The 14,282-nt window shown below is 58.1% G+C and carries 12 protein-coding genes; 3 read left to right on the plus strand and 9 right to left on the minus strand.

Translation table 11 applies throughout. The features are described 5' to 3' along the window. Positions 1 to 112: 112 nt before the first annotated feature. The 3 genes from rpoD to rpsU form a co-directional block, all read right to left on the minus strand. Entirely contained in the window at positions 113 to 1,963 is a 1,851-nt protein-coding gene (gene rpoD, locus TX23_RS11420) for an RNA polymerase sigma factor RpoD (protein ID WP_005792068.1), read from the minus strand. Positions 1,964 to 2,030: 67 nt separating this feature from the next. Further along, entirely contained in the window at positions 2,031 to 4,001 is a 1,971-nt protein-coding gene (gene dnaG / locus TX23_RS11425; protein WP_005792066.1) for a DNA primase, read from the minus strand. A 443-nt stretch (positions 4,002 to 4,444) separates the two neighbouring features. After that, the gene (gene rpsU, locus TX23_RS27095; protein ID WP_002551877.1) at positions 4,445 to 4,660 is read right to left on the minus strand and encodes a 30S ribosomal protein S21; all 216 of its coding nucleotides are present in this window, start codon (positions 4,658 to 4,660) and stop codon (positions 4,445 to 4,447) included. A 203-nt stretch (positions 4,661 to 4,863) separates the two neighbouring features. On the opposite strand from rpsU, the gene tsaD reads away from it, so the two are divergent. Next, entirely contained in the window at positions 4,864 to 5,889 is a 1,026-nt protein-coding gene (gene tsaD, locus TX23_RS11435; RefSeq protein WP_057702247.1) for a tRNA (adenosine(37)-N6)-threonylcarbamoyltransferase complex transferase subunit TsaD, read from the plus strand. A gap of 31 nt (positions 5,890 to 5,920) precedes the next feature. Here the strand turns inward: tsaD and plsY are convergent, their stop codons facing one another. Further along, on the minus strand, positions 5,921 to 6,490 hold the full coding sequence (plsY, locus tag TX23_RS11440) for a glycerol-3-phosphate 1-O-acyltransferase PlsY (RefSeq protein WP_057702248.1): 570 nt from the start codon (positions 6,488 to 6,490) through the stop codon (positions 5,921 to 5,923). Positions 6,491 to 6,564: 74 nt separating this feature from the next. Here plsY and folB point away from each other — a divergent pair, with 74 nt between their 5' ends. After that, positions 6,565 to 6,918 (plus strand): dihydroneopterin aldolase, encoded by a 354-nt coding sequence (folB, locus tag TX23_RS11445; RefSeq protein ID WP_057702249.1) that lies wholly within the window; start codon positions 6,565 to 6,567, stop codon positions 6,916 to 6,918. Then, positions 6,909 to 7,427 (plus strand): 2-amino-4-hydroxy-6-hydroxymethyldihydropteridine diphosphokinase, encoded by a 519-nt coding sequence (gene folK / locus TX23_RS11450; RefSeq protein ID WP_057702250.1) that lies wholly within the window; start codon positions 6,909 to 6,911, stop codon positions 7,425 to 7,427. The genes folB and folK overlap by 10 nt, the downstream gene beginning before the upstream one ends. A gap of 72 nt (positions 7,428 to 7,499) precedes the next feature. On the opposite strand, the gene TX23_RS11455 is transcribed toward folK, so the two are convergent. From TX23_RS11455 to glpE, 5 genes are all read right to left on the minus strand, one after another. Beyond that, positions 7,500 to 8,732, minus strand: a complete 1,233-nt coding sequence (locus tag TX23_RS11455) for a multifunctional CCA addition/repair protein (RefSeq protein WP_057702251.1) — start codon at positions 8,730 to 8,732, stop codon at positions 7,500 to 7,502. 63 nt (positions 8,733 to 8,795) lie between these two features. Beyond that, positions 8,796 to 10,361: a SpoVR family protein gene (locus TX23_RS11460; protein WP_057702252.1), complete on the minus strand. Its 1,566-nt coding sequence runs from the start codon at positions 10,359 to 10,361 to the stop codon at positions 8,796 to 8,798. Next, a complete protein-coding gene (locus tag TX23_RS11465) occupies positions 10,358 to 11,629 on the minus strand; it encodes a YeaH/YhbH family protein (protein WP_032879178.1) in 1,272 nt (423 codons plus the stop codon). The genes TX23_RS11460 and TX23_RS11465 overlap by 4 nt, the downstream gene beginning before the upstream one ends. Positions 11,630 to 11,742: 113 nt before the next feature. Then, positions 11,743 to 13,665, minus strand: coding sequence for a PrkA family serine protein kinase (locus tag TX23_RS11470; RefSeq protein WP_003194732.1), 1,923 nt, complete (start codon positions 13,663 to 13,665; stop codon positions 11,743 to 11,745). Positions 13,666 to 13,950: 285 nt separating this feature from the next. Then, entirely contained in the window at positions 13,951 to 14,280 is a 330-nt protein-coding gene (glpE, locus tag TX23_RS11475) for a thiosulfate sulfurtransferase GlpE (RefSeq protein ID WP_057702253.1), read from the minus strand. Positions 14,281 to 14,282: the final 2 nt, after the last annotated feature.

Raw genomic sequence — 14,282 nt, forward strand, 5'->3', positions numbered from 1 at the left:
GTTATGGCACGGGGAATAGTTCGAGTGTAGACGGGCATTTCGGGGGAGGGGTGTTGCGGGGGATTTAATCTGTACAAAACAAAACCCCCGGCCTGGGCCGGGGGTTCTGGTATCACTCGTCGAGGAAGGAGCGCAGATGCTCGCTTCGCGTCGGGTGGCGCAACTTGCGCAGCGCCTTGGCTTCGATCTGACGGATCCGCTCGCGGGTCACGTCAAACTGCTTACCGACTTCCTCAAGGGTGTGATCGGTATTCATGTCGATGCCGAAACGCATGCGCAGTACCTTGGCTTCACGGGCAGTGAGGCCGGACAGTACATCGCGAGTCGCTTCCTTCAGGCTCTCAACAGTGGCGACATCGATTGGCGACTGCATGGTCGAGTCTTCGATGAAGTCACCCAGATGGGAGTCTTCGTCATCACCAATCGGCGTTTCCATGGAGATCGGCTCTTTAGCGATCTTCAATACCTTGCGGATTTTATCCTCAGGCATTTCCATGCGTTCGCCCAGCTCTTCCGGGGTCGGTTCGCGACCCATTTCCTGCAACATCTGCCGGGAAATACGGTTGAGCTTGTTGATGGTCTCGATCATGTGCACCGGAATACGGATGGTGCGGGCCTGGTCGGCGATCGAGCGAGTGATCGCCTGACGGATCCACCAGGTGGCATAAGTCGAGAACTTGTAGCCGCGACGGTATTCGAACTTGTCTACCGCTTTCATCAAGCCGATGTTGCCTTCCTGGATCAGGTCCAGGAACTGCAGGCCACGGTTGGTGTACTTCTTGGCGATCGAGATCACCAGACGCAAGTTCGCTTCAACCATCTCTTTCTTCGCGCGGCGGGCCTTGGCCTCACCGATCGACATACGACGGTTGATGTCCTTGATTTCTGCAATCGTCAGACCGGTTTCGGTTTCAAGCGCAGTCAGCTTCTGCTGGCAGCGAATGATATCGGGCTGCAGACGGCCGATGGCTTCGGCGTATTTCGCCTTGCCCTTGGCCAGTGCGTCGGTCCAGCTTTCGTCAACTTCGTTGCCCGGGAACTGGCGCAGGAAGTCGGTACGCGGCATACGGGCATCACGCACGCACAGCTGCATGATCGCACGCTCTTGTGCACGCAGGCGCTCAAGGGCGCTACGAACGCGCTCAACCAGGCCTTCGAATTGCTTGGGCACCAGCTTGATCGGCATGAACAGCTCGGCCAGCGCCACCAGCTCGGCAATTGCCTGCTTGTTGGAGCGACCATGCTTCTTCAAGGCCTTGCGGGTGATTTCCATTTGATCGGAAACCGCACCGAAACGCTGGGCCGCGACGATTGGGTCCGGGCCGCTTTCGACTTCATCTTCGTCGTCGCTGCTGGCTTCGGCGTCGTCATCTTCGGCGTCGTCATCCGCTTTCGCGGCTTTGGCGTCGACAGGCGGCGGTACTTCGGCGGCAGGCGGCGCAATGCCGTCGTCCGGGTCGATATAACCGCTCAGGACGTCGGACAGGCGACCACCTTCGGTGGTGACGCGGGTGTACTCGGAGAGAATGTGGTCAACCGTGCCAGGGAAGTGCGCAATTGCGCCCATCACTTCACGGATGCCCTCTTCGATACGCTTGGCGATTTCGATTTCGCCTTCGCGTGTCAGCAACTCAACAGTACCCATTTCGCGCATATACATGCGCACCGGGTCCGTCGTGCGGCCGATATCGGTCTCTACTGCAGCCAGCGCGGCAGCAGCTTCCTCAGCGGCGGCCTCGTCGGTATCAGCATCGGCCAGCATAAGGGAATCCTTATCTGGCGCGACTTCGAATACGTTGATCCCCATGTCGTTAATCATGCGGATGATGTCTTCCACCTGCTCCGGATCTGAAATATCCTCAGGCAGGTGGTCGTTGACCTCCGCGTAAGTCAGGTAACCCTGCTCACGACCAAGTGTGATCAACTCTTTGATACGAGACTGCTGTTGCGCTTTTCCGGACATAACACCCTATCCACTGAAGGTCTTGGCGGGCAAAAAACAAGCCGAGGATTATACCCGAGCTATGACCTCACACGCCAGCTGAGGTCGGGTTTGATGCGTAAACATTCTGTTTTAAGAGGTCGCGCATCTGTTTTGCTATCTGAATCTGCTCTTCAGCCGACAATCCCGGCTGCCTTGCTCTCTTAATGAGCTCATCGAGGGTCTGAGTGTGCTGACCCGCAGATAATCTATTAATGGTGTCTAAAAACTGTTGTTCAAGGTTGTCGCCGTCAATTAGCCACTCCTTTTCTGCCAGCGCTTTCAATAAGCGGCCTTGTTCGGTGCCATGCCAGCGAGCCATCAGCTGGATTGAGTTTAGCTTGGGATTTTTCTGCACCGCCTCGATCAGGGCAATCAGCACCTGGGCGTAGGTGTTGCTTTCGTTGGCAAAGTGGTCGGCGCTTTCAACCTTGCCGGCCAGTTGTGGGTGATGAATCAGCGTACGCAGCGCAATAAGCGTCGGGGCTTCGACGGCTACGGGTGTGCGTGGGGCATAGGCTTCATCGCGATCACCGCGTTTGCCGTTTTTGCTCCAGGGTTTCTTGTCCCACTTCTTGCCGCCGGCCCCGGGCTTTTTCGGCGTCCACTCTTGCTGGGGCGCGAAGGCCTCCTGGGGCTGGTGAAAGTCGGCATAGTCCGGCATGGCGTCGTAATCCATGCCTGGGTCGTAGGCTGGCGGCGCATCTTGCGGTGCGCTATGCACCAGCTGGCTCACGGCTTCGCCACTCAATCCGGTAATTTCCAGCAGGCGCTGGCGCATCAGGGTGCGTAAATTGGCGCCTGGTACCTTGTCGATCAAGGGCGCTGCGAGGGTGGCCATATGGGCCTTGCCTTCGAGCGAGCGCGGGTCGGCTTCTTCGGTCAATTGCTGGAAGAAATAATCCGCCAGCGGCTGCGCATGTTGATTGATGCGTGCACGGAACGCGTCGGTGCCTTCCGAGCGGACCAGGGTGTCCGGGTCTTCGCCTTCAGGCAGGAACAGGAAACGTGCGCGGCGCCCGTCCTGCAGGCTTGACAGTGTGGCCTCAAGCGCACGCCAGGCGGCGTTGCGGCCGGCCTGGTCGCCGTCAAAGCAGAACAGCACGCTGGGCACGACGCGGAACAGACGCTTCAAATGCTCTTCGCTGGTGGCGGTGCCCAGGGTTGCCACAGCGTTGCGCAGACCTTGCTGGGCCAGGGCGATCACGTCCATATAGCCTTCAACCACGATGATTTCGTCGAGGTTGCGGTTGTTCTTGCGCGCTTCGAACAGGCCGTAGAGTTCCTGGCCCTTGTGGAATACCGGGGTTTCCGGGGAGTTCAGGTACTTGGGCTTGTCGTCCCCGAGTACGCGACCACCAAAGGCGATGATACGGCCGCGGCTGTCGCGGATCGGAAACATCACGCGGTCGCGGAAGCGGTCATAGCGCTTGCCGGTCTCGGCGTTCTCTATCAACAGGCCGGCATCGATCATGGCTTTTTGCTGCAGAGTATCGCTGCTCAGGTGTTTGTACAGGTTGTCCCAGCCGGGCGGGGCGAAGCCGAGGCCAAAGTCGCGGGCGATTTCACCGGTAAGGCCGCGGCCCTTGAGATAGTCGACGGCGGCCTTGCGCTGCGGATGGCTTTTAAGCGCCTGGCGATAGAAGTCGGCGGCCGCAGTCAGCAGCGGATACAGCGGCGAGTCGGTGGGTTGCCGGGGTTTGTGCGGGCGACCACTTTCTTCCCGGGGGATTTCCATGCCCGCGGCTTTTGCCAGATCCTCGACGGCCTGGGGGAAGTCCAGGTTGTCGTGGTCCATCAGGAAGCCGAGGGCGTTGCCGCCAGCGCCGCAACCGAAGCAGTAATAGAACTGCTTGTCGGGGCTGACGCTGAATGACGGAGTTTTCTCTTTATGGAACGGGCAGCAGGCGGTGTAGTTTTTGCCGGCTTTTTTCAGCTGTACGCGTGAGCTGACAACATCGACGATGTCGGTGCGGTTCAGAAGGTCGTCAATAAAGCTCTGGGGAATCAGCCCGGCCATGGCGTTCTCGTCATCACTGCGTGTAAATGAGGGCCCGTGAAGTGTTCAAGCGCACGTGGGGAGTGCTTGATCATCATCGTCTGCATGGGTCATCAGGAAGTGTATCTGCCGAATATTCACTGAGGGTAGTTTCTGATCAGTGTTCGGCATGGAAATGTTGCCCGGGCGTCCGGTCTTGGCCAACGGTGGGCCTCGGAAACGCATCGATGAGCACAGCCGATACAGTTGATCGTCTGCTTGAAGAATAGGTGTGCTCGTCAGTAGCCTTGTTAGGCTCGTCAGAAGAGACGTGCACCGCTGGCAAAAGAGCCAGCCCTGACGTGTGAAGCAGTGTCTCGGTCGCATGTGCGGCGTCGACGGTGAAGCATCAAGCGATATCCGCAAATGCCAACAGCCCGGCTGAGGGCCGGGCTTGGCAGAAGCTTGCTACGAACGTCTGTGTATTAGTACAGACGAACGGCGCGGCGCTGTTCGCGCTGAACTTTCTTGGCGTGACGCTTAACAGCGGCTGCTGCTTTACGCTTACGCTCAGAAGTTGGCTTCTCATAAAATTCGCGGCTACGAACTTCAGCCAGAACACCGGCTTTTTCGCAGGAGCGCTTGAAACGACGCAGAGCTACGTCGAAGGGTTCGTTCTCTTTTACTTTGACGGCTGGCATCCAGAGCTACCTTCTTTCATTACCGGGAATCAACGTTCTCGTCGCAAAAAATTCGCGGCTGAGGTCGTCGGTTTTTAAGGGTTGCGGATGTTAACCCCTCATTGCCCGGAATGCAAAGCCTCTGATCGAAAACCGCTAGTCGGGAGGGGGAGTGGCGACTATTATGCGCGCCTTCGAATTCAGCCTCTACAAGGCGCAAACCCATGCTAGTACTGGGACTTGAAACCTCCTGCGACGAAACCGGAGTCGCACTATACGACAGTGAACGCGGGCTTTTGGCCGATGCACTGTTCAGTCAGATCGACCTGCACCGCGCCTATGGCGGCGTGGTTCCGGAGCTGGCCAGCCGTGATCACGTCAAACGCATGCTGCCGTTGATTCGCCAGGTGCTGGACGAGGCTGGCTGTGTGCCGACCGAGATCGACGCCATCGCCTACACGGCAGGCCCCGGATTGGTTGGAGCCCTTCTGGTTGGGGCCTCTTGCGCTCAGGCGCTGGCCTTTGCCTGGGGTATTCCCGCCCTCGGTGTGCACCACATGGAAGGCCATTTACTGGCGCCGATGCTGGAAAAAACACCACCCGAGTTCCCGTTCGTCGCTTTGTTGGTGTCGGGTGGTCATACGCAGCTGGTTCAGGTCGATGGGATCGGCCAATACACGCTGTTGGGCGAGTCCCTGGATGATGCCGCCGGTGAAGCGTTCGACAAAACCGCGAAGATGATGGGGCTTAACTATCCTGGTGGGCCGGAAATCGCCCGTCTGGCCGAGAAAGGCGTGGCCGGGCGCTACGTTTTCCCGCGTCCGATGTGTGATCGTCCGGGGCTGATGTTCAGTTTCAGCGGTTTGAAAACGTCCGCGCTCAATACCTGGCAACAGAGCGTCAGCGCCGGGGACGACAGTCAGCAAGCCCGTTGCGACATCGCACTGGCGTTCCAGCAGGCCGTGGTGGAGACTTTGACCATCAAGTGCAAGCGCGCCCTCAAGCAGGCAGGTATGAAGCGGCTGGTGATTGCAGGCGGCGTCAGCGCCAATAAGGCATTGCGCAGTTCGCTCGAAAAGATGCTCGGCGACATGCAAGGCCATGTGTTCTACGCCCGTCCGGAATTCTGCACTGACAACGGCGCGATGATTGCCTACGCCGGCTGCCAGCGCTTGCAGGCCGGGCAGCATGAAAGCCTGGCGATCAGCGTGCAGGCTCGCTGGCCGATGGAGCAGTTGCCGCCGCTGTAGGGCTTGTGTGAACCGGTTTCGTGCGGCGTATTTAAAAATGCCGTTCGCGCCCGGCAAACAGGTCGCGTAGATTGCCGCGGTGGCGCCACACGATCAGCAGTGTCAGCACGCTCATTGGCAGTAACGCCTGGGGTGCCTGCCAGGCCAACAGCGGCAGGGTAAGCGGCGTGGCAATCAGCGCGGCCAGCGAGCTGGTACGGGTCAGGTAAAACGTCAGCAGCCAGGCGAGCATGGCCAGCAATGCAGCCGGTGGGTAGATGCCCAAAAGCATCCCGGCCGCGGTGGCGACACCCTTGCCACCACGAAAGCGGAAGTACAATGGGAACAGGTGGCCGAGGACGGCGCATATGCCTACCCAGGCCTGCTGTTGCAGGGTAAGGCCTGCGAGGCTGGCGAATAGCACGGGCAGCAGGCCCTTGCAAACGTCGCCCAGCAGGGTCAGGACGGCAAGTTTCTTGCCGGCCAGGCGCAACATATTGGTGGCGCCGGCATTGCCTGATCCACTCATTCGCGGGTCGGGATTTCCCGTCAGGCGGCTGAGCAAAATGGCGAAGGACAGCGAGCCGAGCAGGTAGGCGAGAATCGCCAGTAACCAAAACATGCTAACTATTCCGGGCGAGGAAGCCCTGATTCTAACGGGGCATCGCGCCCTTGTCGTGCTGCGGAGAAGAGTGCTTGGACAGAGTGTTTATCGAAGGCCTGGAAGTAGACACCGTGATCGGGGCCTACGACTGGGAGCGCGGCATCCGTCAATGCCTGCGCCTGGACCTGAGCTTCGCTTGGGACAATCGCCCGGCCGCCGCAGGTGATGACCTGACGTTGGCGCTGGACTACGCCAGTGTATCTACGCGTATCCAGGCGTTTGCCGAGCAGTCCCGGTATCAGCTGGTGGAAACCTTTGCCGAGCGCCTGGCCGAAGTGCTGATGAGCGAATTCCAGATTCCCTGGCTGCACCTCAAGTTGACCAAGCCAGGCGCGGTGCCCGCTGCCAAGGGCGTGGGCGTGGAGATCGAGCGCGGATGTCGTTGACTCAGGTTTACCTCGGACTTGGCAGCAACATCGAGCGCGAGAGCCGTCTATGCGCCGGCCTGGATGCGCTCGCAGGGTTTCTGACGCAGATGCGCTGTTCGGCGGTGTTCGAGAGCCAGCCGGTGGGTATCAAGAGCGGGCCGTTTTTCAACCTGGTGGTGTCGGCCTATACCGACCTGCCGTTGATGGAGCTGGACCGTCGGCTCAAGCTCATCGAGGCCGATAATGGCCGGTATGCGCCTGATCGCAAGGGGTTGCCGCTGGATATCGATGTGCTGTTGTATGGCGACTTGGTAGGCAATTTTGATGGGTTGATCTTGCCACGGGCAGAAATCCTGAAAAATGCTTTTGTGTTGTGGCCGCTGTCGATGATGGCGCCGGACCGTATGCATCCGGAGGCGGGTAAGACAATGGCCGAGTTGTGGCGAGACGCGCAAATTGATCAGGTATTGGCACCTGTGGCTTTCGAGTGGCAGGGTCAGCCACTCACGCCACAAGCTCTTTTGTAGGAGTCGAGCTTGCTCGCGAAAAACCTGAGGGCGCTGCGTCATCGTTGAGGTTCTTCGCGAGCAAGCTCGCTCCTACAAGGGCTTTTGCTGTTCCTTGTAGGCTTTGAGCGTCTTGAGTCGTTCGTGCTTTAGCGCCTCTCCCAGTTCGGGGCCTTTGAAGCCTTTCTCCAGCAGTGGCGCGACCGGTACTTCGCGTGCAGCCTTTGCCGCGCCGCGCAAATAATCCGCCTGTGGATAACTGCGCTGCTCAAGGCCTTTGCGGCCCCGCGCATCCATTTCGCAGGCCACCACAAATTCTTCGAAGCGTTGCGGCCGGCGGTACACGTCGAAGCTTTGCAACAAGTCCAGCAGGGTCGAGGCTTTCAGCTCCAGTGCTCGATGCCCATGGGTGTGGTATTGGCCCACCAGCAAGGCCAGTTCCTGGCAATCCTTCGGTACCTTGAAACGTTCGTTCACCGCCTTGATCAGCTTCAAGCCTCGGTGTTCATGGGCAATATGCTGGGGCAACTTATCCACAGGCGTCAGGCCCTTGCCCAGGTCGTGCAGCAGGCAGGCCCAGCGCACGGTGAGCGGCTGTTTGTGCAATGCAGCTTGTTCCAGCACGCTCAAGGTGTGTACGCCAGTATCTATTTCCGGGTGATGGGCCTCGGGTTGCGGCACGCCGAACAGGGCGTCCACTTCCGGCATTAATGTTTTCAGTGCGCCGCAGTCGCGCAGCACCTGGATGAAAACCTGTGGCTGATCCTCCATCAGCGCGCGGGAGATTTCTTTCCAACTGCGCTCGGGGGTAAGAGCCTCCAGTTCACCGGAATCACTTAGTTGGCGCATCAATTCCAGCGTCTCGGGTGCGACTGTGAAACCCAGATATGCGTAACGTGCGGCAAAACGGGCGACGCGCAGTACCCGCAGTGGATCTTCGGCGAACGCGGGGGAAACATGCCGCAAAATGCGCGCTTCCAGATCGCGTTGGCCCTGATAAGGGTCGGTCAGAGTGCCGTCATCGTCTTCTGCCATGGCGTTGATGGTCAGGTCGCGACGGATCAGGTCCTCCTCCAACGTCACATCGGGGCTCGCGTGAAACACAAAGCCACCGTAGCCTCGGCCACTCTTGCGTTCGGTGCGGGCAAGGGCGTACTCATCGCCGTTTTTCGGGTCGAGAAATACCGGGAAATCAGCCCCTACGGGTTTATAACCTTTGGCGAGCATCTCTTCGGTGGTTGCGCCCACGACGACGCGGTCGACATCGGTGACCTTGATGCCCAGCAGGCGATCACGCACCGCGCCGCCGACTTTGTAGATTTTCATGAAAAAGCCTCCATTAGCGGCACAGGATAACGCCTGTGCCTGACCAATGGAGGCTTTGCTGTTTCAGAGATGAACGACGGCCATGTCCAGGCGGCCATAGTCGTTATCGTTATGATCGCTGCGCGGTGGCACGTGATGGGTTTTCATCACCTGATCGCCTTGCAGGGTCTCCAGGTGAATGTCAAAACCCCAGAGTCGGTGCAGGTGCTTGAGCACTTCCTCGGTGGAGTCGCCCAAGGGCTTACGATCGTGTTGTTGATGACGCAAGGTAAGTGAACGGTCGCCGCGTACATCGATGCTGTAGATCTGCACGTTGGGCTCACGGTTGCCCAGGTTGTACTGAGCGGCCAGGGTTTCGCGAATGATGCGGTAGCCGGGTTCATCGTGGATAGCCGGCACCACCAGGTCATCTTTCAGGTCGTCATCCAGAATGCTGAACAACTTGAGGTCACGAATCACCTGGGGTGATAGGTACTGCAGGATGAAACTCTCGTCCTTGAAGCTGCTCATGGCGAACTTGATGGTCGATAACCAGTCGCTGCCGGCGATTTCCGGGAACCAGCGACGATCCTCCTCGGTGGGGTGTTCGCACATGCGGCGGATATCGCGGTACATGGCAAAACCCAGTGCATAGGGATTGATGCCGTTGTAATACGGGCTGTCGAAGCCAGGTTGAAAAACTACGCTGGTGTGGGACGTGAGGAACTCCATCATAAAGCCGTCGGTAACCAGGCCCTCGTCGTACAGGTCGTTCATCAGCGTGTAGTGCCAGAATGTTGCCCAGCCTTCGTTCATCACCTGTGTTTGACGCTGTGGATAAAAATACTGAGCGATCTTGCGCACGATGCGCACAATCTCCCGCTGCCACGGCTCCAGCAACGGGGCGTGTTTTTCCAGAAAATACAGGATGTTTTCCTGAGGTTCGGCGGGGAAGCGTGCATTGTCCTTGTCGTTGTTTTTGCCGGCGCGCTTGGGAATGGTGCGCCACAAATCGTTGATTTGTTTCTGCAGGTGCTCCTCTCGCTCCTTCTGGCGCAGGCGCTCTTCCTCGGCTGAAATCGGATACGGGCGCTTGTAGCGGTCGACTCCGTAATTCATCAGTGCATGGCAAGAGTCCAGCAGGTCTTCCACCGCATCGATGCCGTGGCGTTCTTCACACTGCATGATGTACTGCTTGGCGAATACCAGGTAATCGATGATTGAGCTGGCGTCGGTCCAGGTTCGAAACAGGTAATTGCCTTTGAAGAAACTGTTATGTCCATAGCAGGCATGAGCCACCACCAACGCCTGCATGCAGATGGTGTTTTCTTCCATCAGATAGGCAATGCACGGGTCGGAGTTGATCACGATCTCGTAGGCCAGGCCCATCTGGCCTCGCGTATAGGACTTCTCTGTGCTGAGAAAATGTTTGCCATAGGACCAATGGTGATAACCCAACGGCATGCCCACAGAGGCATAGGCATCCATCATTTGCTCAGCGGTGATCACTTCAATCTGGTTGGGGTAAGTATCCAGAGCATAACCCGCTGCAATACGGCTGATTTCCCGGTCATAGGCCTGGATCAATTCAAAGGTCCACTCGGAGCCAGTGGAGATGGGTTGGCGCTTGTTCTCTTTTTTGGCGGTCATGTCACTAACCTGCGCTGGAAGAGTTCACGGAAGACCGGATAAATATCGCCGGCCGAGACCAGTTGCTGTTGGGCGAACGTGTCGGCAAAGGCTTCGCCAATGCGCTCGTATTCGAACCACAGGGCCTGATGCTCACGGGGGGTGATTTCAACATAGGTGTAGTACTGCACAAACGGCATGATCTGATTGATCAAAATGTCGCGGCAGATCGGCGAGTCGTCGTTCCAGTTGTCGCCGTCCGAGGCCTGGGCGGCGTAGATGTTCCATTCGTTGGCAGGGTAGCGCTCGGCCATGATTTCCTGCATCAGCTTCAACGCGCTGGATACGATGGTGCCGCCGGTTTCCCGCGAATAAAAAAACTCTTCTTCGTCCACTTCCCGTGCGCTGGTGTGATGGCGAATAAACACGACGTCGATCTTGTCGTAGTTCCGTTTCAGAAACAGGTACAGCAGGATAAAGAAGCGCTTGGCGATGTCCTTGGTGGCCTGGGTCATGGAGCCGGAGACGTCCATCAGGCAGAACATCACGGCCTTGGAGCTGGGGTTGGGCTGCTTCACCAGCAGGTTGTATTTCAAGTCAAAGGTGTCGAGGAACGGCACGCGATGAATACGTGCACTGAGTTTCTCGATTTCTGCCTCGATTTCCTGGATATCGCCGAAGTTGTCTGGTTCTTCACGCTTCAATCGTGCCAGTTCTTCCTTGGCCGCCTTTAGCTTTGCGCGGCTGCTGCCCGAGAGGGCGATGCGTCGCGCGTGGGCTGAACGCAAGGTGCGGATGATGTTGATGCGTGAAGGGTTGCCCTCGTTGCTGATGCCCGCGCGCACGGTCTTGAACGTGTCGGTGCCGGTCAGGTTGCGCTTGACCAGGTTAGGCAGTTCGAGGTCTTCGAACATGAATTCGAGGAACTCTTCCTGAGTGATCTGGAACACGAATTCATCCATGCCTTCGCCGGAGTTGCCGGCCTTGCCCGGCCCCTTGCCGCCACCACCGCCTTGTGGGCGCTGGATGTGTTCGCCAGTGGTGAATTCCTTGTTGCCGGGGTGCACGACAGTCTGTTTGCCGCCGCGCCCATGGTGAAGCACAGGCTCGTCGATGTCCCGGCCAGGAATGCTGATTTGCTCGCCATGCTCCATGTCGGTAATGGAGCGGCGGCTGACAGCTTCTTCTACAGCCTTTTTGATGTGGTCACGGTAACGCCGCAGGAAACGCTGGCGGTTTACCGTGCTCTTGTTCTTGCCATTGAGGCGTCGGTCGATCACATAGCTCATGGGGAGCCCTCCGGGCAGCTTCACGTTACAAGCTTCAAGCCGCAAGCTGGAAGCTTAGAGACAAGCGGTCAGCCGCCAGGCAAGACGCCTGGCAGCGTTCGCTCGTCGCTGCCTTACTGCGATTTACGCACCCGCAAGTACCACTCGGAGAGCAGCCGTACCTGTTTGTCGGTGTAGCCGCGCTCGACCATTCGTGTGACGAAGTCGTTGTGTTTTTGCTGATCCTCCTTGCTGGCCTTGGCATTGAAGCTGATGACCGGCAGCAGATCCTCGGTGTTGGAGAACATTTTCTTCTCGATGACCACCCGCAGCTTCTCGTAGCTGAGCCAAGTGGGGTTCTTGCCGTTATTGTTGGCACGGGCACGCAGTACGAAGTTGACGATTTCGTTGCGGAAATCCTTCGGATTGCTGATGCCGGCGGGTTTCTCGATCTTTTCCAATTCTTCGTTGAGGGCCACGCGATTGAGGATTTCGCCGGTTTCCGGGTCGCGGTATTCCTGGTCCTGGATCCAGAAGTCGGCGTACAGCACGTAGCGGTCGAAGATGTTCTGGCCGTACTCGCTGTAAGACTCCAGGTAAGCGGTCTGGATTTCCTTGCCGATAAACTCGATGTAGCGCGGTGCCAGGTATTCCTTGAGGAAGCGCAGGTAGCGTTCGCGGGTTTCCGCCTGGAATTGCTCCTGTTCGATCTGCTGCTCCAGCACATACAGCAGGTGCACCGGGTTGGCGGCGATTTCGTGAGGGTCGAAGTTGAAGACTTTGGACAGGATCTTGAAAGCAAAACGCGTCGACAGGCCATTCATACCCTCATCGACGCCAGCCGTGTCGCGATACTCCTGGATCGATTTGGCCTTGGGATCGGTATCCTTGAGGTTCTCGCCGTCATACACCCGCATTTTTGAGTAGATGTTCGAGTTCTCCGGCTCCTTAAGGCGCGACAGTACGGTGAACTGGGCGAGCATCTTCAAGGTGTCGGGTGCGCAGTGGGCCTTGGCCAGGGAGCTGTTGAACAACAGCTTGTCGTAAATCTTGATCTCATCGCTGACCCGCAGGCAGTACGGCACCTTGACGATATAGATCCGGTCGATAAAGGCTTCGTTGTTCTTGTTGTTGCGGAAGGTGTGCCATTCCGATTCGTTGGAGTGAGCCAGCAGAATCCCTGTAAACGGAATCGCGCCCAGGCCTTCGGTGCTGTTGTAGTTGCCTTCCTGGGTAGCGGTGAGCAGTGGGTGCAGCACCTTGATCGGCGCCTTGAACATCTCCACGAACTCCATCAAGCCTTGGTTGGCCCGGCACAGCGCGCCCGAGTAGCTATAGGCGTCAGCGTCGTTCTGTGGGAATTCTTCGAGTTTGCGAATATCGACCTTGCCCACCAGCGCCGAAATATCCTGGTTGTTTTCGTCGCCGGGTTCGGTCTTGGCCACGCCGATCTGGTTGAGGATCGACGGGTAGAGTTTGACCACCCGGAACTGGCTGATATCACCACCGAATTCGGCCAGGCGCTTGGTGGCCCATGGCGACATGATGGTGTTGAGGTAGCGCCGCGGGATGCCGAAGTCTTCTTCGAGAATAGCGCCATCTTCCGTGGCGTTGAACAGGCCCAGGGGCGATTCGAAGACCGGCGAGCCCTTGATCGCGTAGAAGGGCACTTTCTCGATCAGTTGCTTGAGCTTTTCCGCCAGGGACGACTTGCCGCCGCCGACCGGGCCGAGCAGGTAGAGGATCTGTTTCTTCTCTTCCAGGCCCTGGGCGGCATGGCGGAAGTAGGAGACGATCTGGTCGATGCATTCTTCCATGCCATGGAAGTCTTCAAAGGCCGGATAGCGGCGGATCACCTTGTTGGAAAATATCCGCGACAGGCGCGAATTGTTGGCGGTTTCCACCAGCTCAGGCTCGCCGATCGCCAACAGCAGGCGTTCGGCGGCAGAGGCATAGGTGCTGCGGTCCTGCTTGCACAGCTCGAGATACTCTTGAAGCGTGAGTTCTTCCTGCTGCGTGGACGCGAAGCGTTGTTGGAAGTGGCTAAAGATACTCATGACGTCGTCACCTCGCTCGATACGTGGAGCCGACGCCGGATCAATCAGCGGATGCTGGCAGTCATTGACGTACGCCAATGGCTGTTTTCCCCCCAGAACACCCTGAAACACTACCGATGACCCGTACGCCGGTGTACCGGCTCTCCCCTGATTCGGATGGCCTGCGCTTAAGGATAGTTCGGAATCCGGGAGGTCAAGGCGTGATGCGCAATTAGTTTGGCTGCGCCGTTCGTCAGAAACGGCGCAAGCCCAAGCGTCACGCGGGGTAGCGGGGTGTGAAAAAAATTATTGCGAATCGCTGGAGGAAATTTCTGCGGGATAGGTCGCACGCCACAGCTCAAAGCCGCCGTCCAGGCTGTAGACGTCGGAGAAGCCCTGGCTGACCAGGTAGGCCGCGGCGCTCTGACTGGAGTTGCCGTGGTAGCAGGCCACGATCAGCGGCGCATCAAGGTCGGCTTCGCGGATGAAGTCGGCGATGTTGACGTTGTCCAGATGCTGGGCGCCGGTGATATGGGTCGCCGCATAAGTAGCCTGGTCGCGGATATCGACCACTACTGCGCCTTGCTCGCGCAGCACTTGGGCGTCTTTGGGAGGGATACGTTTGAATTCGGTCATGG

Origin of the sequence: Pseudomonas paralactis (assembly GCF_001439735.1) — a bacterium.
Lineage (GTDB): Bacteria > Pseudomonadota > Gammaproteobacteria > Pseudomonadales > Pseudomonadaceae > Aquipseudomonas > Aquipseudomonas paralactis.